This window comes from Allobosea sp. FBZP-16 (genome assembly GCF_002831785.1).
GTDB classification, from domain to species: domain Bacteria; phylum Pseudomonadota; class Alphaproteobacteria; order Rhizobiales; family Beijerinckiaceae; genus Allobosea; species Allobosea lupini.
Map to the genome: position 1 here is coordinate 18446 of NZ_LNCQ01000006.1, position 22021 is coordinate 40466.

The 22021-nt window shown below is 66.9% G+C and carries 24 protein-coding genes; 10 read left to right on the forward strand and 14 right to left on the reverse strand.

Translation table 11 applies throughout. The features are described 5' to 3' along the window. Positions 1 to 164: 164 nt before the first annotated feature. On the reverse strand, positions 165 to 1310 hold the full coding sequence (locus tag CXY91_RS00465; RefSeq protein WP_158673207.1) for a GNAT family N-acetyltransferase: 1146 nt from the start codon (positions 1308 to 1310) through the stop codon (positions 165 to 167). A 197-nt stretch (positions 1311 to 1507) separates the two neighbouring features. Here CXY91_RS00465 and CXY91_RS00470 point away from each other — a divergent pair, with 197 nt between their 5' ends. Then, complete coding sequence (locus tag CXY91_RS00470) at positions 1508 to 2569, forward strand: polysaccharide deacetylase family protein (protein WP_100958871.1); 1062 nt, start codon at positions 1508 to 1510, stop codon at positions 2567 to 2569. An 11-nt stretch (positions 2570 to 2580) separates the two neighbouring features. Here CXY91_RS00470 and CXY91_RS00475 read toward each other — a convergent pair whose 3' ends face one another. Beyond that, on the reverse strand, positions 2581 to 2790 hold the full coding sequence (locus CXY91_RS00475) for a DUF2842 domain-containing protein (RefSeq protein ID WP_091830006.1): 210 nt from the start codon (positions 2788 to 2790) through the stop codon (positions 2581 to 2583). Between the two features lie 128 nt (positions 2791 to 2918). Between CXY91_RS00475 and CXY91_RS00480 the strand changes: the two genes are divergently transcribed. Then, entirely contained in the window at positions 2919 to 3980 is a 1062-nt protein-coding gene (locus CXY91_RS00480; RefSeq protein WP_349236573.1) for a COX15/CtaA family protein, read from the forward strand. Between the two features lie 158 nt (positions 3981 to 4138). On the opposite strand, the gene CXY91_RS00485 is transcribed toward CXY91_RS00480, so the two are convergent. The 5 genes from CXY91_RS00485 to CXY91_RS00505 form a co-directional block, all read right to left on the reverse strand. Continuing rightward, positions 4139 to 5416, reverse strand: a complete 1278-nt coding sequence (locus tag CXY91_RS00485; RefSeq protein ID WP_100958872.1) for an O-acetylhomoserine aminocarboxypropyltransferase — start codon at positions 5414 to 5416, stop codon at positions 4139 to 4141. Between the two features lie 71 nt (positions 5417 to 5487). Continuing rightward, positions 5488 to 6711, reverse strand: a complete 1224-nt coding sequence (locus tag CXY91_RS00490; RefSeq protein ID WP_100958873.1) for an FAD-dependent oxidoreductase — start codon at positions 6709 to 6711, stop codon at positions 5488 to 5490. Between the two features lie 14 nt (positions 6712 to 6725). After that, positions 6726 to 7700, reverse strand: coding sequence for a Bug family tripartite tricarboxylate transporter substrate binding protein (locus CXY91_RS00495; RefSeq protein WP_100958874.1), 975 nt, complete (start codon positions 7698 to 7700; stop codon positions 6726 to 6728). A gap of 195 nt (positions 7701 to 7895) precedes the next feature. Beyond that, positions 7896 to 8426, reverse strand: a complete 531-nt coding sequence (locus tag CXY91_RS00500) for a CoA-binding protein (protein ID WP_100959051.1) — start codon at positions 8424 to 8426, stop codon at positions 7896 to 7898. A gap of 153 nt (positions 8427 to 8579) precedes the next feature. Beyond that, entirely contained in the window at positions 8580 to 9383 is an 804-nt protein-coding gene (locus CXY91_RS00505; protein ID WP_100958875.1) for an enoyl-CoA hydratase, read from the reverse strand. A gap of 106 nt (positions 9384 to 9489) precedes the next feature. Between CXY91_RS00505 and CXY91_RS00510 the strand changes: the two genes are divergently transcribed. Beyond that, a complete protein-coding gene (locus tag CXY91_RS00510) occupies positions 9490 to 9906 on the forward strand; it encodes a PaaI family thioesterase (RefSeq protein ID WP_100958876.1) in 417 nt (138 codons plus the stop codon). A gap of 5 nt (positions 9907 to 9911) precedes the next feature. On the opposite strand, the gene CXY91_RS00515 is transcribed toward CXY91_RS00510, so the two are convergent. After that, on the reverse strand, positions 9912 to 10697 hold the full coding sequence (locus tag CXY91_RS00515) for a substrate-binding domain-containing protein (protein ID WP_100958877.1): 786 nt from the start codon (positions 10695 to 10697) through the stop codon (positions 9912 to 9914). A 238-nt stretch (positions 10698 to 10935) separates the two neighbouring features. Here CXY91_RS00515 and rplM point away from each other — a divergent pair, with 238 nt between their 5' ends. Further along, a complete protein-coding gene (gene rplM / locus CXY91_RS00520; RefSeq protein ID WP_091829987.1) occupies positions 10936 to 11397 on the forward strand; it encodes a 50S ribosomal protein L13 in 462 nt (153 codons plus the stop codon). 2 nt (positions 11398 to 11399) lie between these two features. After that, positions 11400 to 11879: a 30S ribosomal protein S9 gene (gene rpsI / locus CXY91_RS00525; RefSeq protein ID WP_091829985.1), complete on the forward strand. Its 480-nt coding sequence runs from the start codon at positions 11400 to 11402 to the stop codon at positions 11877 to 11879. 43 nt (positions 11880 to 11922) lie between these two features. On the opposite strand, the gene CXY91_RS00530 is transcribed toward rpsI, so the two are convergent. After that, entirely contained in the window at positions 11923 to 12825 is a 903-nt protein-coding gene (locus CXY91_RS00530) for a LysR substrate-binding domain-containing protein (protein ID WP_100958878.1), read from the reverse strand. Between the two features lie 119 nt (positions 12826 to 12944). Between CXY91_RS00530 and CXY91_RS00535 the strand changes: the two genes are divergently transcribed. After that, complete coding sequence (locus CXY91_RS00535) at positions 12945 to 14270, forward strand: serine hydroxymethyltransferase (RefSeq protein ID WP_100958879.1); 1326 nt, start codon at positions 12945 to 12947, stop codon at positions 14268 to 14270. Positions 14271 to 14518: 248 nt separating this feature from the next. Here the strand turns inward: CXY91_RS00535 and CXY91_RS00540 are convergent, their stop codons facing one another. Beyond that, positions 14519 to 15883, reverse strand: coding sequence for a serine hydrolase domain-containing protein (locus CXY91_RS00540; RefSeq protein WP_100958880.1), 1365 nt, complete (start codon positions 15881 to 15883; stop codon positions 14519 to 14521). 166 nt (positions 15884 to 16049) lie between these two features. On the opposite strand from CXY91_RS00540, the gene CXY91_RS00545 reads away from it, so the two are divergent. Beyond that, the gene (locus CXY91_RS00545) at positions 16050 to 16262 is read left to right on the forward strand and encodes a DUF3126 family protein (RefSeq protein WP_057192263.1); all 213 of its coding nucleotides are present in this window, start codon (positions 16050 to 16052) and stop codon (positions 16260 to 16262) included. Between the two features lie 12 nt (positions 16263 to 16274). Here the strand turns inward: CXY91_RS00545 and CXY91_RS00550 are convergent, their stop codons facing one another. Next, the gene (locus CXY91_RS00550; protein ID WP_100958881.1) at positions 16275 to 16997 is read right to left on the reverse strand and encodes a hypothetical protein; all 723 of its coding nucleotides are present in this window, start codon (positions 16995 to 16997) and stop codon (positions 16275 to 16277) included. Positions 16998 to 17169: 172 nt separating this feature from the next. Here CXY91_RS00550 and CXY91_RS00555 point away from each other — a divergent pair, with 172 nt between their 5' ends. Together CXY91_RS00555 and CXY91_RS00560 are read left to right on the forward strand one after the other, a co-directional pair. Beyond that, a complete protein-coding gene (locus CXY91_RS00555; protein ID WP_100959052.1) occupies positions 17170 to 17499 on the forward strand; it encodes a DUF6949 family protein in 330 nt (109 codons plus the stop codon). A gap of 55 nt (positions 17500 to 17554) precedes the next feature. Beyond that, a complete protein-coding gene (locus CXY91_RS00560; protein ID WP_100958882.1) occupies positions 17555 to 18085 on the forward strand; it encodes a gamma carbonic anhydrase family protein in 531 nt (176 codons plus the stop codon). 204 nt (positions 18086 to 18289) lie between these two features. Here the strand turns inward: CXY91_RS00560 and CXY91_RS00565 are convergent, their stop codons facing one another. The 3 genes from CXY91_RS00565 to CXY91_RS00575 all read right to left on the reverse strand — a co-directional run bounded on the left by CXY91_RS00565 (position 18290) and on the right by CXY91_RS00575 (position 20718). Beyond that, entirely contained in the window at positions 18290 to 18922 is a 633-nt protein-coding gene (locus tag CXY91_RS00565; RefSeq protein WP_100958883.1) for a transglutaminase-like cysteine peptidase, read from the reverse strand. A gap of 543 nt (positions 18923 to 19465) precedes the next feature. After that, positions 19466 to 20080: a PilZ domain-containing protein gene (locus CXY91_RS00570; protein ID WP_091829969.1), complete on the reverse strand. Its 615-nt coding sequence runs from the start codon at positions 20078 to 20080 to the stop codon at positions 19466 to 19468. Between the two features lie 65 nt (positions 20081 to 20145). Beyond that, complete coding sequence (locus CXY91_RS00575) at positions 20146 to 20718, reverse strand: PAS domain-containing protein (RefSeq protein ID WP_100958884.1); 573 nt, start codon at positions 20716 to 20718, stop codon at positions 20146 to 20148. 367 nt (positions 20719 to 21085) lie between these two features. Here CXY91_RS00575 and CXY91_RS00580 point away from each other — a divergent pair, with 367 nt between their 5' ends. After that, a complete protein-coding gene (locus tag CXY91_RS00580) occupies positions 21086 to 21904 on the forward strand; it encodes a rhomboid family intramembrane serine protease (protein WP_100958885.1) in 819 nt (272 codons plus the stop codon). The last annotated feature ends 117 nt before the right edge of the window (positions 21905 to 22021 follow it).

Sequence of the window (22021 nt, forward strand, 5' to 3'; positions counted from 1 at the left end):
GCATCACAGCATCTTGCCGCCGCCACCGTCGCCAGCGATTGTCTCGCTCCGCCAGAGCCCCGGCGATCTTGTCGATCAGGATGATGCCGGCGATGCTGGGCCGCCGCTACTTCGGCGCGGTGGATTTGAGACGTCGAGAGACGGAGAGAGATTGCAGAGGCGGCCTACTCATCCGCCTCTGCCGGCTTGCGGCGCCTCAGCAGCCCGAGGACGCGTTGCGCCGTCTTCAGGGCAAGGGGCGAGGCCTTGATCCGCCGCTTCAGCGCGCGCTTCGCCTGGCTGTAGCCTGCATAGGCCCGCCCTTTGGCCGTCAGCGGGACGAAGGTGTCGACGAGTTCGTCGCTATCGTCGCAGATCGTTGTCTTGTAGCGGGCCTCGCCGACGCCGAGGTCGAACATGGTGACGCCGGCCCGGCATTTGCGCTTGATCAGTTCGATCAGGAGAATCTCGCCGGGACTGGTCCGCGCCGCCTCCGAGCCGAGATCGAAGGAGGTCGCCATGCCGGAGAAGCGTTTGCCTTGGACGGCGCCGACATAGGTCGCGACCGAACGGCCCGAGAGATCGAGCGAATAGAGCTCGATTGCCGGTGAGCGGCCTGCCTGCGCCAGCGCTCCGTCACGCAGGAACGCGCGGATCGCCGGGGTGGCGAACGGGTCGGCCAGGCCCAGCTGCGCGAAGCGGGCCGCCTTCTGCGCCAGAAAGGCGTCGAGCACCCGCTCGATCTCGGCGTCGCTGTGGGCCTGGACCAGTTCCGATGGCCCGAACTCGGCGAAACGATTGCGCTTCGTCGTCATCTTCTTACGGGCATGTTTGCTCATCGAGCGCCGGAGCGTGCCGTCGCAATCGCCCGGTTCGAGCGCCAGCTTGTAGGCGCGGCTCGGGCTTTGCCCGGCGGCGAGCCTGGCCGGTGGATTGGCGATGCCCTGCCAGGCGGTCGGCTGGTTGATCAGGAATAGCGCGTCGATCCCGCCGATCGCCGCGCCGATCTCCCGGAGCAGCTGCTGGGCTGCCGTCGCATCGAGCGCTTCGGCGAAGTCCGGCCGATAGAGCGCCATGTGATAGTTGGCGTGCTTGCCGCCGATGAACTCGGCGAAGCGCGTGCCGAGGCGCCTGGCGACCACCAGCGGGAACAGAGCGAGCAACGCGCCCTGGCTGTCCTCGATCCGGACGAAGCGGAAGTCCATCTCCTCGGCCCGGCCGATCGTCGTGACGAAGGGGCGAACCCAGTCATAGGCTTGATAGGGCGTCACCAGCGCATCGGCTTCGAGCGCGCGCCAATCGGCTTCGAGAGCGGCAAGGTCGCCGCTCACAATGATCCTGGCCCAAGGGCGCGCCTCATTCTCCCGCCGCAGGGCAGGAAGGACGGACGGGCTGGGCGCGCGGTCGGCGACGACGGACATGCCGCCTTCCTTAACCCCGCATTGTGAACGGACCTGCCACTGTCGCGGACGTTGCAAGACAGCTTCGCCGAACAGCGTTAGCGAAGGGTTGAATCGATCTCTCGGAGATGCCGGGCATGAGCCTGCGCCACAAGGCTTTTTCAGCCGCCTTCACGGCCATAGCGGCGACCGGTGCCGACCGCTGGGGCAGGGGGCTCGCGCAGGGCAAAGGCGCGATCCTGACGCTGCATCATGTCCGCCCGGCAACCGCCGGCGGTTTCCGTCCGAACGGGCTGCTGGAGATCACGCCCGATTTCCTCGATCGGGCGCTGACCTCGATCCGGGCCGAGGGCTACGAGATCGTCTCGCTCGACGAGGCGCTGGCGCGGCTGGTCGATCCGCAGCCCGGCCGCTTCTTCGTCGCGCTCACCTTCGACGACGGCTATCGCGACAATCTCGACCATGCCTGGCCGGTACTGGCGAAGCACGGTGTGCCCTGGACGCTCTATGCCGTGCGCGGCTTTGCCGAGCGCACGGCCCGGCTCTGGTGGCTGGAGCTGGAGGAGGCGATCCGGGCCCTGCCGCGCGTCTCGGTCGAGCTTCCAGACGGCCGCTTCGACGCTCCGTCTGGAACCGATGCACAGAAGCAGATGGCGTTCGACCAACTCTACAGGCGTCTGCGCAAAGGCCCGGAAGCGATTCTGCTCTCAGTGATTTCCGATCTCGCGCGGCAAGGTGGCATCGACGCTGTCGCGTTGGTCGAACGCGAATGCCTGCCGACCGAGACGCTGCGCTCGCTCGCCGGTGCGCCCGGGGTCACCATCGGGGCGCATACGCTCAGCCATCCGATGCTGGCCAAGCATCCCGAAGCGGAAGCACGCCGCGAGGTCGCCGAGAGCAAGGCCTGGCTGGAGGAGGCGCTGGGCATTGCGGTCCGCCACTTCGCCTACCCGGTCGGCGATCCCACCTCCGCCGGCCCGCGCGAGTTCGCTCTGGCCAGGGAAGCGGGCTTCGCGAGCGCCGTGACGACCCGGCCGGGCCATCTCTTCCCCGAGCATGCCGCCCACCTGCACGCGCTGCCGCGCGTCTCGCTCAACGGCCTGCACCAGAGCGAGGCGGCGCTGAAGGCGCTACTGTCGGGGCTGCCTTTCCTGCTGTGGAACAAGGGGCAGAGGGTGAGCGTCGACTGACGCCGGGAGCCTCAGATCTCGTCCTTCCGCTCCATCCATTTGATCAGCGGCAGCAGTGGCAGCACCCAGATCAGCCCGAGCACGATATAGGCGATGGTCTGCACCGGCTTCGAGGCCTCGGTGATCCGCCCCTGCGCCAGCGCCATGGCGACGAGCGCGTAGACGCAGACGAAGACGATCATCACGACCGTGCCGACGAGCTTGCGATGGGTCTGCCTCATGGCGATCATGGTCCGGGCTGCGGCATTGCGGGCGTTGTTCAGGTCTTGCGGGCGGACTATCTGTCACCCGCCGCCGCGCTTGTGAAGCGCAATCAACTCCGCCGCCTGCGACCCGAGGTCCCGCCGCCGTGACGATCGCGCTCGATCAGACTGCCGTTCCGGCCGCCACGAACCACGCCGGTATCCGCCGCTGGCTCTGGGCCGTCGCCTTCCTCGTCTTCGTCATGGTGGTGGTCGGCGGCGCGACGCGGTTGACCGGCTCCGGCCTCTCGATCACCGAATGGCGCCCCGTCACCGGCGCGATTCCGCCGCTCTCCGACGCCGCCTGGGCGCTCGAGTTCGAGAAATATCGCCTCAGTCCGCAATTCCAGCTGCTGAATTCGGGGATGGAACTCGCCGACTTCAAATTCATCTACTGGTGGGAATGGGGCCATCGCCAGCTCGGCCGTCTCATCGGATTGGTCTACCTCGCCGGTTTCCTCGTAATCCTGATGCGGCGCCTGATGCCGTGGCGTGAGACCGCGATCCTGTTCGGTATGGGCCTGCTGCTCGGCCTGCAGGGCACGATCGGCTGGATCATGGTCGCCTCGGGCTTGCAGCCCGGCATGGTCGCGGTCGCTCCGGTCAAGCTGACGCTGCATTTGACCTTCGCCGGCTTTTTCTTCGCCAGCGTCATCGCCTTCGCCACCTGGCTCACTCCGCTGCGTCGCATCGAGCCGGCCTGGGGCAGGGGTGCCGCCTGGTTCCTGCTCTTTTTGCTTTTCGTTCAGATCGCACTCGGTGGACTCGTCGCCGGCTCCAAGGCCGGCTTCACCTTCAACACCTGGCCGCTGATGGACGGGGCGCTGATGCCTTCGTCCTCGACCCTCTTCGCCGGCACGCCGGTCTGGGAGAACTTTGTCGACAATGTCGCGCTGGTGCAGTTCAACCACCGCATCGGCGCCTATGTCCTGTTCGCCTTCGCGCTCTGGCAGATGCTAAGCCTGCGCCGCGCCGCGCCGGGCTCCGGCGCCGCCAAGCGCGCGACCGCCATCGCCGGACTCGTGCTGGCGCAGTCCGCGCTCGGCATCGTGACGCTGCTTCTGGTGGTGCCGCTCTGGGCCGGCCTCGCGCATCAGGCGCTCGGTTTTACCGTGCTGGCGATGGGCGTGGTGCATCTGACGCGCACGCAGCAGGCGGCGTGGGGCTAGCGCAAAGCGGCTCCGCACTTGTCATTCCGGGACGCTGCGCAGCAGCGGACCCGGAACCCACGACAGGGTCGCAGCGGTTTCCATGACCCTGTGAGCATCTTCCAAAGCAAAAGGCGCCGCTTCAGGCGCCTTTATCATTTCGGGAATGTCGGCCTCTTTCAGGCCAGCGCCTGATCGAGATCGGCGATCAGGTCCTCGACATCCTCGATGCCGATCGACAGGCGCACCACTTCCGGGCCGGCGCCCGACGCTGTCTTCTGCGCGTCCGAGAGCTGGCGGTGGGTGGTCGAGGCCGGGTGGATCACCAGCGAGCGCGTGTCGCCGATATTGGCGAGATGCGAGAACAGCGAGAGCTTCGAGACCAGCTGGACGCCGGCGTCGTAGCCGCCCTTCAGGCCGAAGGTGAAGACCGCGCCGGCGCCCTTGGGGCAGTAGCGCTGGGCGAGGGCGTGGTACTTGTTGTCCGGCAGGCCGGCATAGTTCACCCACTCGACCGCCGGGTGCTTGGCAAGATGCGTCGCCACCTTGAGCGTGTTCTCGCAATGGCGCTGCATGCGCAGCGGCAGGGTCTCGATGCCGGTCAGGATCATGAAGGCGTTGAAGGGCGAGAGCGCCGGGCCCATGTCGCGCAGGCCGAGCACGCGGGTTGCGATCGCGAAGGCGAAATTGCCGAAGGTCTCGCCCAGCACCATGCCATTATATTCAGGCCGCGGCTTGGACAGCATCGGGTAGCGCTCGTCGCCGACCCAGTTGAACGAGCCGCCGTCGACGATCAGGCCGCCGATCGAATTGCCATGGCCGCCCAGGAACTTCGTCGCCGAATGCACGACGATGTCGGCACCATGCTCGAACGGGCGGATCAAATAGGGGCTCGCCATCGTGTTGTCGACGATCAGCGGGATGTTGTGCTTCTTCGCGATCTTCGAGATGCCCTCGATGTCGACGATGACGCCGCCGGGATTGGCGATGGATTCGATGAAGATCGCCTTGGTCTTCTGCGTCACAGCGGCGGCGAAGGCGTCGAGATCATCGGAATCGGCCCAGATCACGTTCCAGCCGAAGTTCTTGTAGGAATGGTTGAACTGGTTGATCGAGCCGCCATAGAGCTTCTTGGCGGCGACGAATTCGTCGCCCGGCTGCAGCAGCGCGTGGAAGCAGAGGAACTCGGCGGCATGGCCCGAAGCCACCGCCAGCGCCGCCGTGCCGCCCTCCAGCGCGGCGACGCGCTCTTCCAGCACCGCGTTGGTCGGGTTCCCGATGCGGGTATAGATGTTGCCGAAGGCCTGCAGCCCGAACAGCGAGGCGGCGTGGTCGACATCGTCGAACACGAAGCTCGTCGTCTGGTAGATCGGTGTGGCGCGCGCGCCGGTGGCTGCGTCGGGAGCAGCGCCAGCATGGACGGCGAGCGTATGGAAACCCGGTGCGCGGTCGGTCATGGCGTGCTCCCTCGATAACTTTGATTTCGGACGACTTGTTCGATTTAACGAACGCCTTGCGAGGCGTCAATTCAGCGCCGTGGCCTCAGCTCGGGCCCTACATGCTCCGGGCGGACACCCATGCCGACCATGCGCGCGGGCAGGCGTCGCAGCAGCGAAAAACGTTGCAGCAGCCTGAGCGGCCAGGGCGGTGCAATCGGCTTCTCCGCCGCCAGCAGCGGCGTGATCACCCGGTTCTGAATCGCAATCTGGGCGGCCTGCGTGACCTTGGCCGGCCATTCGCGCCGTTTCTGCACGGCGGCGAGATCGGCATCCGTCAGCATTTTCGCGCGCAGCGGGCGCGCTAGCAGGTTGGCGGTCGCGACGGCGTCCTGGATCGCCAGGTTGATGCCGACGCCGCCGATCGGCGACATCGCGTGGGCGGCGTCTCCAATGCAGATCAGCCCCGGCCGCCACCAGCGCTCCAGCCGGTCGACCGCGACCGAGAGCAGCTTGATGTCGTCCCAAGAGGCCAGTTCACCGGTCCGATCGGCCAGCTCCGGCGCGAGCGCGAGGAGCCCTGCCTTGAAGGCATCGAGCCCGGCGGCCTGCAACTGCTCCAGCGAGCCCTTCGGGATGATGAAGGCGCATTGCCAATAGTCGCCGCGATTGAGCCGGATGAAGAAGCGCCCGGCCGCGACCTGGCCGAAGGCCTGTGCGGGTTCATCCGGCCGGCGGCTGAAGCGAAACCAGAGCACATCCATCGGCGCGCCCAGTTCCGTGACGGTGAAGCCTGCTGCGGCGCGGACATCGGAACGCCGCCCATCCGCCGCCACGACGAGGTCGGCGTGGATCTCCAGCGGGCCATCGGGTCCTTCCGCCTTCACCCCCGCAACGCGCCCGTTCTCCTCGATGAGCCCGGCGGCTTTCGTCTGCATCAGCAAACGGAACTTTGGATACTCCCGGCCGTGATCGGCGAGGAAATCGAGAAAGTCCCATTGCGGCATGAAGGCGATGAACGGCGCCTTGACCGGCAAATGGCTGAAATCGGCGACGGCGATGTCCTCAGCTCCGAAGCGGGCGACGAGATCGTCCTCCCGGACATGTGGCAGCGTCAGGAATTTCTCGAGCAGGCCGAGCTCGTGCATCACCTGCATGGTCGAGGGATGGATGGTGTCGCCGCGGAAGTCGCGCAGGAAATCGGCGTGCTTCTCCAGCACGGTCACCTCGACCCCGGCGCGCGCCAGCAGGAAGCCGAGCATCATCCCGGCCGGGCCGCCTCCGGCGATGCAGCAGGTCGTGCTTTCCCGGCGCATGCCTTGTTCTCCGCCTATTCGGTCAGCCTGATCCCGGTCTTCGCCACCAGCTCGGTCAGGATGGCGCGGTCGCGTGCCATGAAGGCACCGGTTTCCTGCGGGCTCCAGGCAACCGGCTCTATCACCAGCTCGCGATAGCGCGCGACGAGCTCGGCATCGGCCATCGCCGCGTTGATCGCGGTGTTGAGGATGTGCAGCGTACCCGGCTCGATGCCGGCCGGCGCGACGATCGAAGCCCAGCCGGGATAGATCAGGTCGACGCCCTGTTCCCTGAGCGTCGGCAACTCCGGCAGTTGCGGCTGGCGTGCATCGGTGGTGACGGCGAGTGCCTTCAGCTTGCCGGCCTGTATGTTCCCCAGGCTGGCGGCGAGGCTGTCGATCATCACCTGGACCTGGCCCGACATCAGGTCGGCCGCGGCGAGTCCGGCGCCGCGATAGGGCACATGAGCCAGCTTGAGGCCGGCCGCCTGCATGATCATTTCGAAGACGAGGTGGTTGGTGCCGCCGACTCCCGCCGAGGCGAAGTTGAGCTGGCCCGGCCGCTGCCTGGCATGGGCGACGAACTCGGCGAGCGAATTGACCGGCAGGGTCGGCGAGACGTTCAGCACCAGCGGAAACAGGCCGAGCATGCCGACCGGCGCGAAATCGTAGGCGACGTCATAGGGCAGTTTTTGGCCGAGCGCCGGGGCGGCGGCGAAGCTGGCCGCGGTCGCGACGAGGAGCGTATGGCCGTCTGCCGGTGCCTTGACCACGGCCTGCCCGGCGACGATGCCGTTGGCGCCCGGCCGGTTGTCGATGATCACCGACTGGCCCAGCTGTCTCGCCAGGGTCTCGCCGAGCCGGCGCGCCGCGATATCGGTACCGCCAGCCGGCGCGAAGGGCACGACGAGCTGGATCGGCCGTTGGGGGAAGGCAGCGCGGGCGCCGCCGGTGCCGAGCGCGCTGGCGAGCCCGGCGAGCAGGACGGTGCGGCGATCGAGAGGTGGCATCGGCCTTCTCCGTAGACGGCTCACCCTATCGCGGTCATCCCGGACAAGCGGCGCAGCCGCGCCGATCCGGGATCCATTCCTGAGCCTATCCGAGAGAGGTTCCGGAATGGGTCCCGGGTCTCCCTTCGGTCGCCGGGACGACCCGAAGAGTGAAGGCCGAGATGCTTGCGATCAAGCGGTTCTGTGGAGCAGGTGTTACGTCCCCGGCCGGTTGATCGTCAGCTTCTGGAAGCCCTTGCCGGCGAGCACCGGCTTCTTCGCCGAGAGGATGCGCGAATTGATGCCCTGCCAGCCGATCTCGCCGGATAGCCGGCCATATTCGATCTTCGGGCAGCGGTTCATGATCACGGTGACGCCCCTGGCCTCGGCCTTGGCCGCGGCCTCGTCATTGCGCACCGAGAGCTGCATCCAGATCACCTTGGGCAGCGGGTCGAGACCGAGCGCCTCGTCGGTGATCGGTCCGGCCGCCTCCGAGTTGCGGAAGATCTCGACCATGTCGACCGGCCGGGGGATCTCCTTCAGCGAGCCGTAGACCGTCTTGCCCAGCAGTGTCTGCCCGGCGAGGCCGGGATTGACCGGGATCACGTCATAGTCGCGATCGAGCAGGTATTTGGTGACGATCCAGCTCGGCCGCGCCTCGTTGGCGGAGGCGCCGACCAGCGCGATCGTCTTCACGCTTTTCAGGATCTCGCGGATTAGGCTGTCGGGATAGGCGTCGTGGTTCATGTCGGCTCTGGTCTCGATGCACTGGTCGGAAAGCTCGTCGTTCCGCAAGATCGCAGGTCGCTCCGAAATTCATCTAAGCACACGCTGCTCTACGATGGATTCCGGGCCGCCGCTACGCTTCGGCCGGAATGACGGGATGGATCGCTTGGAGCCTCAGCTCTCCCACACCGGCTGACGCTTCTCCATGAAAGCGCCGATGCCTTCTTCCGCGTCGCGCGCCAGCATGTTCTCGACCATTACCGCAGAGGCGTGGTCATAGGCCGCCTTCAGCCCCATCTCGCGCTGCTCGTAGAAGGCGCGCTTGCCGACCTTGACCGTCGCCGCCGATTTCGAGGCGATGACCGCGGCCAGCCGCCTGGCTTCGTCAAGCGCCTCGCCCGCCGGCACGACGCGGTTGACGAGGCCCATGCGGGCAGCTTCCTGCGCCGGCACCATCTCGCCGAGCAGCAGCATTTCCATCGCGTGCTTGGCGGAAAGATTGCGCGAGAGCGCGACCATCGGCGTCGAGCAGAACAGGCCGATATGGACGCCCGGCGTGCAGAAGCGCGCAGCTTCGCCGGCGACGGCAAGATCGCAGCTTGCGACGAGCTGGCAGCCGGCGGCGGTCGCCGTGCCTTCGACGGCGGCGATCACCGGCTGGGGCAGGGCAGTGATCTGCTGCATCACACCCGAGCAGCGCCCGAGGACATCGGCGAAATAGGCGCGGCCGCGATCAGGATCGGCCCGGCGCGCGCTCATCTCCTTGAGGTCGTGCCCAGCCGAGAACACCGGGCCGGCAGCGGCCAGCACCACGGCGCGGATGCTGCGGTCGTTCGCGATCGCGGCGAGCGTCTCTGCCAGCGCCGCCAGCATCGCCTCGCTCAGCGGATTGCGTGCCTCGGGCCGATTGAGGGTCAGCGTCGCGATGCCGTCGGCATCCTCGCGCAACAGGATCTGCGCTTTGGCATGGGCGTTCATGGCGACAGGCCTTTCGCTGTTTGTCCTATTGTCGGAAGGCTGGGCCCGTGCTGCAAGGGGATCAACGCCCGATCAGACCCCGGTTTTCCGCACGATGACGACCCGCATGAGCGCCGCCGAGATCGAGGCCTATCTCGATCAGGTCTTCCCGCAGCTCCACTATGGCGGGCGCACCTATTTCGTCGAGGAGGTCGGGCCGCTCACCGCGCGCATGCGCTGCGACTACCATGAGAAGCATTTGCGGCCGGGCGGCACCATCTCCGGCCCGACGATGATGGCGCTGGCTGATCTTGCGCTCTATGTCGCGATCCTCGCCCAGATCGGCCCGGTCGCGCTCGCGGTGACGACCAGCCTCAACTACAACTTCCTGCGCAAGCCCGGCCAGTCGGCGCTGATCGGCGAGGCGAAGCTGCTCAAGCTCGGCAAGCGCCTCGCCGTCGGCGAAGTCTGTCTCTATTCGCAAGGCGAGGCCGAGATGGTCTGCCACGCGACCGGGACCTATTCGATCCCGGCCGAGCGCTAGCCCGGCTATTTTGCCGGGATCGGGTCGAGCCCGGTCTTGCGGATCGCCGGTGCCGCTTCCGCCGAGCGGAGGCAGGCGATCAGCTTCTTTGCCGCCTCCGGCTGCTTGGCGCCGGCTGCGAGGCCGGCCGAGAACACGGTCACGCGCTGGACCTCCTCCGGCAGCGTTCCGACGAAATCGAGGCCTTCGATCGGCAGCAATTCGCTGACCTGCTGGAATCCGAGTTCGGCCTCGCCGCGGGCGACGATCGTGCCGACGCGTTCGGAGAAGATCTTCTTCGCCTTGGCCATGACCTGGCCACTGGGGTCGAGCTTCGGAAAGAGCTCTTCGGACAGATAGGTGCCGCTGGCGCTTGCCGAATAGGCGATCGACTTCGCTTCCATCAACGTCTTCTTCAGTGCCTCGACCGTTGAGATATCCGGCTTGGGCGCCCCGGCTTTGACCGATAGGCCGATCGCCGAGCGGGCGAGGTCGACGCGGGTTCCAGCCGCGCCCTTGCCGTCCTCGACCAGCTTCTCGAAGGCGTCGGCCGCCAGGATCACCACATCGGCCGGCTCGCCGCGCGCCAGCCGGTTCGGGATCGCGTCGGGGGCTGCTCCCATCGAGGCGCCATAGGCGCTGACGACCTTCTCGCCGAGCTTCACCTCGCAGCCGGCGACGAGGTCTTTGTAGGCGGCGGTGAAGCCGCCGGAACTGAGCACATGGATTTCAGCGGCGGCCGGCTGCGCGAAGGCGAGCGGAAGCGCGAACAACGCGGCGCCGGCAAGATGACGGGTTGCTGGAGCTGGCATGGCGTTCCTCCGGGTTGCGGGAAGTCATGCTGGCGCGCCGGAACGGGTTGCGCAAGTTTTCATCCGATTGCGGTATCCAGATACCGTTTCTTGCATTGCGCTGAAAACAATGCGTTTTTGGCCGAGGCGCCGTATTATCTTCGCTTGACATTGCTGGGGTAGCCGCCTATCCAGCCCCCACACCGCCGCCGGCCTGCCGGCGGCTTGTCCTTTTTTCAAGCAGCCGAAGGGTGCCGCGATGAAGACCATCTCGCTCAAGCCCGCCGATGTCGAGAAGAAGTGGGTTGTGATCGACGCCTCCGGGCTCGTCGTCGGCCGTCTCGCCTCCCTGGTGGCGATGCGTCTGCGCGGCAAGCACAAGGCCGCCTACACCCCGCATGTCGACTGCGGCGACAACATCATCGTCATCAACGCCGACAAGGTGGTGCTGACCGGTCGCAAGCGCGACCAGAAGATCTACTACCATCACACCGGCTATGCGGGCGGCATCAAGGAGCGCTCCGCCAAGTTCATTCTCGAAGGTCGCTTCCCGGAGCGCATCGTCGAGAAGGCTGTCGAGCGCATGCTGCCGCGCGGCCCGCTCTTCCGCCAGATCCTCGGCAATCTGCGCGTCTACAAGGGCTCTGAGCATCCCCATGCCGCCCAGTCGCCCGAGGCGCTCGACGTCGCGGCGCTCAACCGCAAGAACGCGAGGGTCTGACGATGGCCGAGGTTCTCCAGTCTCTCGAGCAGCTCGGTCAGGTCGCCAAGGGCGTCCAGCCCGAGGCTCCCGTCCACGTCAAGAAGGTCGATGCCCAGGGCCGCGCCTATGCCACCGGCAAGCGCAAGAACGCCATCGCCCGCGTCTGGATCAAGCCGGGTTCCGGCAAGATCACGGTCAACACCCGTGACCAGGAAGTCTACTTCGCCCGTCCGGTGCTGCGCCTGATCCTGCAGCAGCCGCTGATGCTGGTCGATCGCATGACCCAGTACGACGTGATCGTCACGGTCAAGGGCGGCGGCCTCTCCGGCCAGGCCGGCGCGGTCCGCCACGGCATCTCCAAGGCTCTGACCTTCTACGAGCCCGAGCTGCGCGGCCCGCTCAAGAAGGAAGGCTTCCTGACCCGCGACTCGCGCGTGGTCGAGCGCAAGAAGTTCGGCAAGGCCAAGGCCCGCCGCAGCTTCCAGTTCTCGAAGCGCTGATTTCTGTATCGGCCCCTGCCGATATCGATCCGAAGGGCGGCTCTCACGAGCCGCCCTTTTTCGTTGAGCCGCTGGCCTCCAGCCAGGCAACGATTTCGGCCCGCCGCGGATGCGGCTTGCCGGCCGGTGGGAACAGCATGGTAAGCCGGTCACCGCTGGGAAGCTCATCGGTGAAAGGCGCAACCAGCCGCCCGTCGGCGAGATTGGGCGCAATGAGGCTCCCGCGGCCGATGAGGACACCGGCGCCACCGAGCGCCGCGTCGAGCGCCAGCGCATAGAGCGAATAGGATGGGCCGCGGCCGGGATCGATGTCGCCGGCGCCGGCATGACGCAGCCAGCGCGCCCAATCGTCGCGCCAGACAGCGTCGTGCAGCAGAGTCTGGCCGGCGAGATCGGCCGGTGTCCGCAGCTTGTGGGCGAGCGCTGGAGCGCAGACCGGGAACAGGCGGTCCTCGCCAAGCGCGAGCGCGTCGGCCGGCGGCCTGGCGAGATAGAACAGCGCCAGGTCGAAATTGTCGTACCGGCCCGTCGGCGGGTCTTCCATCGCGCTGATCGAGATGGCCAGGCCCGGAAAGGCCTGTTGCAGCGCCGGCAGGCGCGGCGACAGCCAGAGTTGGGCGATGCAGGGCAGGGCGGCGATGGCGAGCGCCCGGCCGGCATGGCTCGCCTTGAGGTCCTGCACCGTCAGCGCGAGCGCATCGAAGGCGGCACTGAGCCGTGGCCTGGCTTCCTGCGCCGCCTCCGTCAGCGCGACGCCCTGCGGTAGCCGCCGGAACAATGTCAGGCCCAGAAAGGCTTCGAGATGACGCACCTGCTGGGCGATGGCGCCTTGCGTCACCCCGATCTCGTCGGCCGCCCGCGAGAAGCTGCCGAGCCGCGCCGCGGCCTCGAAGGCGCGCAGTGCGTTGAGCGGCGGCAGGTGTTGACGCGGTGGTCTGACGGGCATGGGCGAAACGACGTTGCAGGCCTAGATTTTCTAGGCCTTCCGGCGACGATAACTGGTTTGCATCGGCGCCGGCAAATCGCTGCAATGGCCGCACGAAACAACACTCTGCGGGGACGGCGATGACGGTGAAACTGGTGCGGCGCGATTGGGTGCCGGTGGCGAGCGAGGACTATGTGCTGCGGATCGCCGGAGAGGTTGCCGGTGAGGACCGCGGAGCTCGCGAGATGCGGCTCGCCAACCTCGTCGCCGAGAACCGCACCATCCACGAGCGTGACTGCGTCAATCTCAACCCGGCGACCAATGTGATGAACCCGCGGGCCGAGGCGGTGCTGGGGCAGGGGCTCGGCACGCGGCCCTCGCTCGGCTATCCCGGCGACAAATACGAGATGGGCCTCGAGGCGATCGAGCAGATCGAGGTGATGGCGGCCGAGTTGGCGGCACAGGTCTTCGGGGCGAACTACGCCGAGATCCGCGTACCTTCCGGTGCGATCGCCAATCTCTACGTCTTCATGGCGGCCGCCAAGCCCGGCGATGTCGTGATCGCGCCGCCGCCCGCGATTGGCGGCCATGTCACCCATCACGGTGCCGGAGCCGCCGGCCTCTATGGCGTCGTCACGCATGCAGCTCCCGTCGATGCCACCGGCTATACGGTCGATGTCGAGAAGCTGCGCGCGGATGCGCTGCGGTTGCGTCCCAAGGTGATCAGCATCGGCGGCAGCCTCAACCTGTTCCCGCACCCGATCCGCGAGATCCGCGCCATCGCCGACGAGGTCGGCGCGATCGTGCTGTTCGACGCGGCCCATCTCTCCGGCATGATCGCGGGCCATGGCTGGCAGCAGCCGCTGGAAGAGGGCGCTCATGTGATGACGATGAGTACCTATAAGAGCCTGGGCGGCCCGCCCTCCGGCCTGATCGTCACCAACGATGCCGGCCTCGCCGAGAGGCTCGACGCCATCGCCTATCCAGGCCTGACCGCCAATTTCGACGCGGCGAAATCGGCGGCGCTGGCGATCACCATGATGGACTGGCAGGAGTTCGGCCGCGACTACGCCGCGATGATGGCGGCGACGGCGAAAGCGCTGGCAGAGGCTCTTGTCGAGCGGCAGGTGCCGGTGTTCGCCCGCGATCGCGGCATGACCACCTCGCACCAGTTCGCGATCGAGGCCGCGTCCTATGGCGGCGGGCAGGCCGCGGCGAAGCGGCTGCGCGCCGTCAACATCCTGAGCTGCGGCATCGGCCTGCCGATCGCGGAGGTCGAAGGCGACGTCAACGGCCTCAGGCTCGGCACGCCCGAGATCGTCCGCTTCGGCATGAAGCCCGAGCACATGCCGGAGCTTGCCGGCTACATCGCCGATGGGCTGTCGGGTGCGCGCCCGGACGATGCGATCGCCCGCGACGTCACCGCCTTCCGCCGGCGGTTTGAAAAGCTGCACTATGTGAGGTGAGGCTCATAGCCGGCTGAAGGGCGCGGCAGATTCCGTCTCCCCCACGTGAGAGGCTTAAGGGAGAGGGGGCTCGCGCTTCATCGTCATGGTCGGGTTTATCCCGACCATCCACGTCTTCTCGTCTGCAAGGCGGTGGTCAAGACGTGGATGCTCGCCACAAGGGCGAGCATGACGGAAAGCTTTGAGCGACCCCTCATCCGGCCCATCTGGCCACGTTCTGCCGGAAGCGGAGAAGGGAAGCAGGTGCTTCAACTCCCATACCGTTCCAGCATCTCGGCCTTCAGCGCCTCTTCGCCGATCACCTGCGCGGCGCCGAGCCAGGCTTCCTCGATCTCGCCTGCAGCATTGCGGACAAGGCGAGCCGGCTCGCCCGGGCTGGCGAAGGCCGAGGCCTTGACGATCCGGCCCTGGTCCTCGCTCTCCGGCACGATCTCGCCGGCGTCGAAAAAGGGATTGAACAGCGCAGGATTGGCCATCAGCACCTTGCCGTCGACCGGGACGAGGTCGCCGGCGCCCCAGATCGTCCAGAGGCGCTTGCGCCAGCGTTCGGTCGCCGGCGTCGGCGCGCCGTGCTCGGCGAAGGTCCTGAAGATCTGGATCACGCCGTCGAGCCAGGGATGGGCGAGGCCGTCGATGGCGTTGGTCAGGACGGATATGGTGAGACCCTGTTCCGGCAGGGTGGCGGTGCGGGTGATGAAGCCCTGGAAACCACCGGAATGGCCGACCCAGTCCCAGCCATCGCCGCCACCGGAAATCGTGCCGAGTCCGTAATGGCGGCCGAGGCTGCTTTCGGCATCGGGCCAGAGCCGGCGCGTCATCTCGCGGCGGCTGAGCCCTGACAGCACGCTGCGTTCGGCATTCGGCGACAGCTGGGCGATATAGCGGGCGATGTCGGCCGCGGTCGCGACGAAGCCGGCGGCCGACACCATGGCGTTGCCCGGATTGTCGGCCGGGATCACCACGCGCCGGCCGAGCGGCTGCGTGCTGCTATGGCCTTTCGCCATCGGCCCGGCCCAGAGGGTGATATCGGGCCTGGTCTCCGTCAGCCCGGCCGGCGCGACGATCTCGCGCGCGATCCAGTCGGCGTAAGCCTCTCCCGTCACCGCCTCGATGACGAGGCCGAGCAGGCCAAAGCCGTGATTGGAATATTTCAGGCGCTGCGAGGCCGGAAAGACCGGCGGCCGGGCGAGATCGGCGAGCAGCTCGTCCTTGCGCAGATAGGGCTTGCGATCGAAGAACTGGCCAGAGTCGACGCCGTCCCGCAGCAGGCCGGCGCTGTTGGAGAGAAGCTGGGTCAGCGTCACCGCCGCGACGTTGGGGTGCAGGTTCTCGACATAGGCACCGGCCTTGTCGTCGAGGCGCAGGCGCCCCTGTTCGACGAGGCGCAGGATGCCCGCGGCGGTGAAACTCTTCGAATGCGAGGCGATGCGGAAGCCATGGCGCGGCGTCAGCACTTCGCCGGTCGAGAGGTCGGCGCTGCCGAAGGCGGCCTCCAGCACGATCTCGCCGCCATTCGCGATCGCGACGGCGCAACCGGGCTGGTCATGGAAGCGGCGCTGGAATTCAAGCCAGCTTGCGACATAGTCGAGCGCGGCGGGCAACCAGGGCTTCATCGGGGAATCCATCCTCAGGCGGGGGAAGCGAAGCTTGGCACAGGCGATGATGTCGCGTCAGCGCCGCGAAGCGCAGGAGCCATGCGTTGTTGGCGGAAACGCCTTCGTCCTTGCCCTTAGCGCTCACGCGTGGCATCCGTCCGCGCCACACATAAGGATCGTCATCGTGGACAAGACCGAACTCGCCAAGCTCGAAGCCTATCTCCGTCGCACCTTCGCCAACCACAACATCAGCGTGCGCGCGCGGCTGAAGAAGACCGATTCGGCCGAGGTCTACCTGGCCGACGAGTTCATCGGCATCATCCATGTCGACGACGAGGACGGCGACCGCTCGTTCAACTTCACCATGGCGATCCTCGACGTCGATCTCGAGGATTGAGGGTTCAGGCGCTCAGCGCATCAGCCCGTCGATCGTGCGGCGCACGCCGCCGAGCATGATCTGCCAGTCGGCCACGATCGCGCGCGGGAAGCGGATGTTCACATCGACGCCGCGATGGCGGAAGGTCACGCGGCACGGCTCGTCGAGGCCGCTCTGGGCGGTCTCGACCGGGCAACGCGCCGCAAAGCCGCGCGCATCCGGCACCGAGACATAGAGCTCGTCGCCCTCGTAGGGCGAGCCCTTGCGGAAGCCGCGCACCACCAGCCCGCCCGGATTGGACCAGACCGTCGGCGTCAGGAAGCGGGCATAGGTCGAGAGCTGCGTCGCCGGCTCGTTGACCTTGTCCGGCGGGCTCAATGTCACCAGCAGGCGGTGCCTGGTGTCGGGCGTCACCGGCCCGAGGCTCGGCCAGTCCAGTCGCAGGCGCGCCATGCCGACGAGGCGTCCATCCTCGCCATCGGCGCCGGTCAGGTTCTCCGGGATCGCCAGCACGACCTCGCCGACCCGCGACGCCTGCAACTCGGTGCCGGCGTCGGGATCGGGGCGGGTGGCGAACAGGGCAAGCCCGGTGCCGGCCAGGCCTAGCACGACGATCGCGCCAGCAAGCCGCAGCAGAGCCCGGTCGCCGCGCGGTTGGGCCGGCGCGGGGCGGCGCCTGAGATGATTGCGGATCAGCGCTGCGACATCGGTGGCGTTGGCGAGCGGCTGGGTCTGGTCGGGCGCGTAGAGGCTCATCGGATTCGTCTCCGGGGCCGACGCGCGGCCCTGTCCGGAAACTGAAACAGAGCGGCCTTAACACCCCGTAAACCATGTCGGAGTCGGCGTGGTTAACCAAAGGTTAAAGCTTCGCTTTCGCAGCGATCGTCCTTGCGTCATGGTTCGCCGGCATCCGCTGGAAGCCACGTCCGTGACGCTTGAACCCTCTGCCGTCGAAGCCTTGAAATCACTGGTTCTTGGCTTCGCCTTCGCCGGCCTGCTGGCCAGTGCCTTCGAATTGTTCACGCACAAGCGCGCCGGCTTCGAACTGCTGCACGGCGGCGGTGTCCGTGCCGTGGCGAGCGTGCCGGTCGTCGTCTTCAGCGCGCCCTTCCTGATCCTGCGCAACACCGTGCGCGGACGGAAGATCGAGGGCCGGCCCTTCTTCTTCGTGATGGCGGCGAGCATGATCGCCTCGCTCTGGAGCCTGATCAGCGGCCGGGTCGTGCTCGACCTGCTGATGATGATCGGCGCTGCTTGACGGCCAGGGTGCTCGCCCTGCAATCCTCGGGCTGAAAAGCCCTGGAGGATACGCCATGCCGCTCTATTCGCTCGACGGAACCGCGCCCGAGACGCCGCCGGAAGGGCAGTGGTGGCTCGCGCCAGACGCCCATGTCATCGGCCGTGTCCGGCTCGCCCGCGATGTCGGGATCTGGTTCGGCGCCGTGCTGCGCGGCGACAATGAGTGGATCGAGATCGGCGAAGCCTCCAATATCCAGGAAGGCTGCGTGCTCCATACCGACATGGGCGCGCCGCTCAGGATCGGCGCCGGCTGCACCATCGGCCACCGCGCCATCCTGCACGGCTGCATCATCGGCGAGAACAGCCTGATCGGCATGGGTGCCACCGTGCTCAACCATGTGAAGATCGGCCGCAACTGTCTGGTCGGCGCCAACGCGCTGGTGACCGAGGGCAAGGAATTCCCGGACAACTCGCTGATCGTCGGCTCGCCGGCGCGTGCGGTCCGCACCCTCGACGAGGCCGCAGCTGCGGGGCTGCGCGCCTCCGCCGCCGGCTATTCCGAGCGCTGGAAGCAGTTCGCCAAGGGCATGAAGCGGATCGATTGACCGTCCGTTCTCCGCCGCGGTTCCGCTACCCTCGAAAAAGAAGCGGGCCGGCTCCCGGGGAAGGAGCCGGCCCTGGACGATGCCCGGTCGGGGACGGGTGGGTGGGGACGTGACCGGACTCGTCGTCTGGTGGCGAAGCCCGTCTCGACTTCGCCGGTCTGGTATTCGCGCCGGGTTTCGTCCCCGCCCGACGCGTCGTCTGGTTCAGCGCAGCGACGCAACCGTCGAGGTCGAGAGGCCGCCGAGCGAGGCCCAGCCGGTACGGGCCTGGGATTCGCGCTTGACGTAGGTGTAGCCGGTCTGGCTCCACGGCAGGATCGCGTTGCGCTTGTTGTCGAGGATGAAGTCGCCGCGATCGGTGCGGATCATCAGCACGGCATGGCCGGCATTCTCCTCGTCGATCACGACGGTGACGCGCATGGCACGGCGCGGCAGGCCGGCCTCGGCGAGGCGCTGGCGCTTCAGGAGGACGTAATCCTCGCAATCGCCCTTGCCGTCGGTTGGGATGTCCCAGCGGTCGACCACGCCCCAATGGTCCTGATCGGTGATGGCCTCGATATCGCGGTTGGCCTTGACGTTGGCGGCGACGATCAGCTTCCAGGTCTTGGCCGTCAGCTCGATCTGCTCGGCTTCGCGGGTATCGACTGCGCATTCGCTCGGCATGCGCTTGCAGAAGTCGACCCAGGCATATGGCGCCCGTGCGTCGCCGCCGGCGACGATTGGCGCGCTGGCGACCGGCAGGCCGCCATTCTGCTGCGCCTCAGCGCCGGTCATGCCGGCGAGGGTGATGATGGTAGCAGCGGCCAGGCCGCGAAATCCCCGAGAACCCGAAAACATGACGTCCCCTTTCCTGTCCCGGGGCCGACAATGCTCTTGGGCTGTAGAGATCGCTTGAAATGAAAGCGCACAATTTTACTGAAATCGAGCCTATTGAAGATCAAAGTACTTACAGAAAATCAGGTATAAAACCGGAAGTAAGAATTCTCAGCGCATATGTCGGAGAATATTAACTATGGGGTTTCTTAACCATCCAGTCTGTTAACCCTGCAGGCAAGCCCGGTAACACATGATCAAGGATTGCCGCGCCCGGCCGCGAAGAGAGGCCAGGCCGGCCTCTTTCCCGGCTTGAGCGCGGGCAGGTGCGAGAGATTCCATCTGCGCCAGGGAGAGGCGGCTGGCGCCGCGCCTTCTGCAGCGAGGCGGGCCTTCATCCGCACCGTTCTCGCATATGCGAGGAGGCGATTCGCGGATACTTCCTCTATCGCGGATCTGTGGAGCAGCGAGCCATGGCGAGCCGCTGCGCGGCCTGCGTGAACGCGAGAGGCGCTGCCTGGATTGTCTTCAAGGTTCGGCTGAAAGGAAAGAAGCGCTGGTCCGCGCTCAGAGCTCGAGATTCTCGTCGAGCACGTCGGCCGAGAGGGGCATGCGGAACTGGGCGGCGTAGCCGCCGTCGAAGCGGCGCACGATCATCCCCGCGGTGCTGCCGAGCCGGATCGCCGTGCCCATCTCGAACTGGTGGTCGCTGGCGAAGGCCGCGCCCGAGAGCGAAATGTCGATCAGCCGGACCGCATGCTCGCTACCGTCTTCCTGGGTGATGATGCAGCGCGGGTTGCGCGGGATGATGCGCTCGTGGCGCCGATCCTCGGGCAGGCCGAGTTCGTCGCGATTGGCGAGCCAGGTCAGCTGTGCGGTGAACTTCTCGCGCTTGCGGCTTGTCGCGGTGATGGTCATCGCGAAGCCGGCGGGGGTGGTGCGTACTGCCGTGCCCTCGATTCGCCCGAGATGCTCCAGATAGACGATGACGCGGTCACCGATCATCGGCTTGGCCGGCGCGACCATGTGCAGGCCGCCCGGCGAGATGTCGGTGGTCTGGCAGGGATATTCCATGCGGTTGGGCAGCATGTAGCGTCCAAGCAGGACGACTTTCATGCGCTGATGGCGCCGGCGCTCGACCGGGACCGAGCCCGTCTTTGGATTTTGGGGCGCCGTGAGCATTGCAAACTCTGTTTCTACCAGAGCGATGCTACCGGCTCGCGGGTTAAGAGCACGTTAGAGCGTTCTCACACACGTCCCCCGGGCAGGAGCATCAGCTTCGGCCGCTTGTCCTGGGCCGCGGCTTCGGTCGGGCGCTGCGTGCGCGCATCGGGCCAGATCATCCTGAGGGAGATCATCCGCATCGATTCGAGTGTGTCGAGGCCGAGCCATTCCGGCGACAACGCCGGTGAGAACGCGCCGAGGATGCGGGCATGGGTCCGCCCGCGATAGCGCAGGGGCAGCAGCAGCAGCTCGAGATGGACGCTCGCGCCGTTCTGCGTCTGGGCCGAAAGCCCGGCGACGGCGCCGGCAGTCTCGTCCATCACGGTCTGGACCAGGCGGCGCATGTCGCCTTGTGCCTCGACATCGGGCCAGAGCGCCGTGAAGGCTCGCCCGCGCAGCTCGCGCCCGAACAGGGCGCAGAGCCGCGTTCCGGCCAGGCGGAAGACCGGCCCGATCGGCTCGTTCTCCAGCACGAAGGTGTCTGCCAGCGCATGGCGCAGCGCGCCCGGCTCGATCTCGCCCCGTTCGGGGGCGCTCCGTTCGCCGCGCAGCATGTCCCAGTAGTCGAAAACCAGGCGGGTGCTCGGATTCTTCATGTCGTGTCCAGTCCGGTCTGCGCTGTCCCTGATCGTGCGAATGCGTGTCAAATCGGATCGCTTTCGTTCGAGCTGGGGACTGTCGGGCCCTTGCGAATCGGCAGGACGCAGCCCGCATGCCGTCTTGCCACGCGACCCGGACAGGGGGAGGCGGCAGGGGTCGTTAAGGTTAAGCAACGGTTAAGCTTGTGGAAGATCCCTAAAATGCCGCATAAATCCCCTGTCGAATTCGAGCCCGCACGATGCGTCCGGGCTCACTGGAAAAGGCGGGGGCGCGGGGGCGTGACCGGCCGGGGAGGAGAGGGGAGAGCGCTCGCTCTCCCCTTTTCTGTTGCCTGCCGAGGGCCCATGCTCCAGTGAGGGCGCGATGTCGGCGAACCCAGACGATCCATATGGCCCGCCAGTGCGCGAGCCGGTCTTCAACCTGCCCGGCGTCGTCGTCTGGCTGATCGCGGCCCTGGCGCTGATCCAGGGGGCGCGCGAACTGCTCAGCGAGCGCGACGATTTCCTGCTCGTCTCCTGGCTCTCCTTCGTGCCGGCGCGCCTGACGCTCTGGTTCGCGCCGGAGCGCCTGGAGGAGATCGCCCGCTCGCTCGGCACCTCCGGTACGCCCGATTTCGTCCAGCGCCTGCAATTGGTCCGCCTGCTGCTGGCCGATGGCGGCGGCCAGCTCTGGACGCTGCTCAGCTATGGGCTGCTGCACGGTTCATGGCTGCACCTGGTCTCGAACGTCGTCTGGCTGGCCGCCTTCGGCAGTCCGGTCGCACGCCGGCTCGGGGCCGGGCGTTTCCTGTTGCTGATGGCCGTGTCCACGATCGCCGGCGCCCTGCTGCACTGGTGGTCGCGCGAACTCGACGTCCTGCCGCTGGTCGGCGCTTCGGCCGGTGTCTCGGGCGCGACGGCGGCGGCGATTCGCTTCGTGTTCTCCCCGGGCGTGCATTTCGGCGGGCTTGGCCACGACGAGGTGGTGCGTGCGATTCCGGCCGAGCCGCTCGGCGGCCTCTGGCGCAATTCGCGGGCCATGCTGTTCGTGGTGATCTGGTTCGTCACCAACATCCTGTTCGGTGCCGGGCTGGTGCCGATTCTCGGCGAGGAGACAAGCATCGCCTGGGAGGCGCATATCGGCGGCTTCCTCGCCGGGCTTCTGCTGTTCCCGCTGCTCGATCGCGGGCCGGTGCGGCGCTGATTGCAACCGGAGCGGGCAGTTTTCCTGCCGGGAACGCCTTGCCGTCGCCTCAGACTTCGCTCACAGTCGAACGAGTCTAGGCTGGCGTCGTATCGCGGACGCAACGATCCGCGTTCC

What these genes read in the sequence shown, in the direction of transcription:
- CXY91_RS00470 (WP_100958871.1), top strand. Translation starts at nt 1,508, where the DNA reads ATGCCGGGCATGAGCCTGCGCCACAAGGCTTTTTCAGCCGCCTTCACG.
- CXY91_RS00475 (WP_091830006.1), bottom strand. Translation starts at nt 2,790, where the DNA reads ATGAGGCAGACCCATCGCAAGCTCGTCGGCACGGTCGTGATGATCGTC.
- CXY91_RS00485 (WP_100958872.1), bottom strand. Translation starts at nt 5,416, where the DNA reads ATGACCGACCGCGCACCGGGTTTCCATACGCTCGCCGTCCATGCTGGC.
- CXY91_RS00490 (WP_100958873.1), bottom strand. Translation starts at nt 6,711, where the DNA reads ATGCGCCGGGAAAGCACGACCTGCTGCATCGCCGGAGGCGGCCCGGCC.
- CXY91_RS00495 (WP_100958874.1), bottom strand. Translation starts at nt 7,700, where the DNA reads ATGCCACCTCTCGATCGCCGCACCGTCCTGCTCGCCGGGCTCGCCAGC.
- CXY91_RS00500 (WP_100959051.1), bottom strand. Translation starts at nt 8,426, where the DNA reads ATGAACCACGACGCCTATCCCGACAGCCTAATCCGCGAGATCCTGAAA.
- CXY91_RS00505 (WP_100958875.1), bottom strand. Translation starts at nt 9,383, where the DNA reads ATGAACGCCCATGCCAAAGCGCAGATCCTGTTGCGCGAGGATGCCGAC.
- CXY91_RS00510 (WP_100958876.1), top strand. Translation starts at nt 9,490, where the DNA reads ATGAGCGCCGCCGAGATCGAGGCCTATCTCGATCAGGTCTTCCCGCAG.
- CXY91_RS00515 (WP_100958877.1), bottom strand. Translation starts at nt 10,697, where the DNA reads ATGCCAGCTCCAGCAACCCGTCATCTTGCCGGCGCCGCGTTGTTCGCG.
- rplM (WP_091829987.1), top strand. Translation starts at nt 10,936, where the DNA reads ATGAAGACCATCTCGCTCAAGCCCGCCGATGTCGAGAAGAAGTGGGTT.
- rpsI (WP_091829985.1), top strand. Translation starts at nt 11,400, where the DNA reads ATGGCCGAGGTTCTCCAGTCTCTCGAGCAGCTCGGTCAGGTCGCCAAG.
- CXY91_RS00530 (WP_100958878.1), bottom strand. Translation starts at nt 12,825, where the DNA reads ATGCCCGTCAGACCACCGCGTCAACACCTGCCGCCGCTCAACGCACTG.
- CXY91_RS00535 (WP_100958879.1), top strand. Translation starts at nt 12,945, where the DNA reads ATGACGGTGAAACTGGTGCGGCGCGATTGGGTGCCGGTGGCGAGCGAG.
- CXY91_RS00540 (WP_100958880.1), bottom strand. Translation starts at nt 15,883, where the DNA reads ATGAAGCCCTGGTTGCCCGCCGCGCTCGACTATGTCGCAAGCTGGCTT.
- CXY91_RS00550 (WP_100958881.1), bottom strand. Translation starts at nt 16,997, where the DNA reads ATGAGCCTCTACGCGCCCGACCAGACCCAGCCGCTCGCCAACGCCACC.
- CXY91_RS00560 (WP_100958882.1), top strand. Translation starts at nt 17,555, where the DNA reads ATGCCGCTCTATTCGCTCGACGGAACCGCGCCCGAGACGCCGCCGGAA.
- CXY91_RS00565 (WP_100958883.1), bottom strand. Translation starts at nt 18,922, where the DNA reads ATGTTTTCGGGTTCTCGGGGATTTCGCGGCCTGGCCGCTGCTACCATC.
- CXY91_RS00570 (WP_091829969.1), bottom strand. Translation starts at nt 20,080, where the DNA reads ATGCTCACGGCGCCCCAAAATCCAAAGACGGGCTCGGTCCCGGTCGAG.
- CXY91_RS00575 (WP_100958884.1), bottom strand. Translation starts at nt 20,718, where the DNA reads ATGAAGAATCCGAGCACCCGCCTGGTTTTCGACTACTGGGACATGCTG.
- CXY91_RS00580 (WP_100958885.1), top strand. Translation starts at nt 21,086, where the DNA reads ATGTCGGCGAACCCAGACGATCCATATGGCCCGCCAGTGCGCGAGCCG.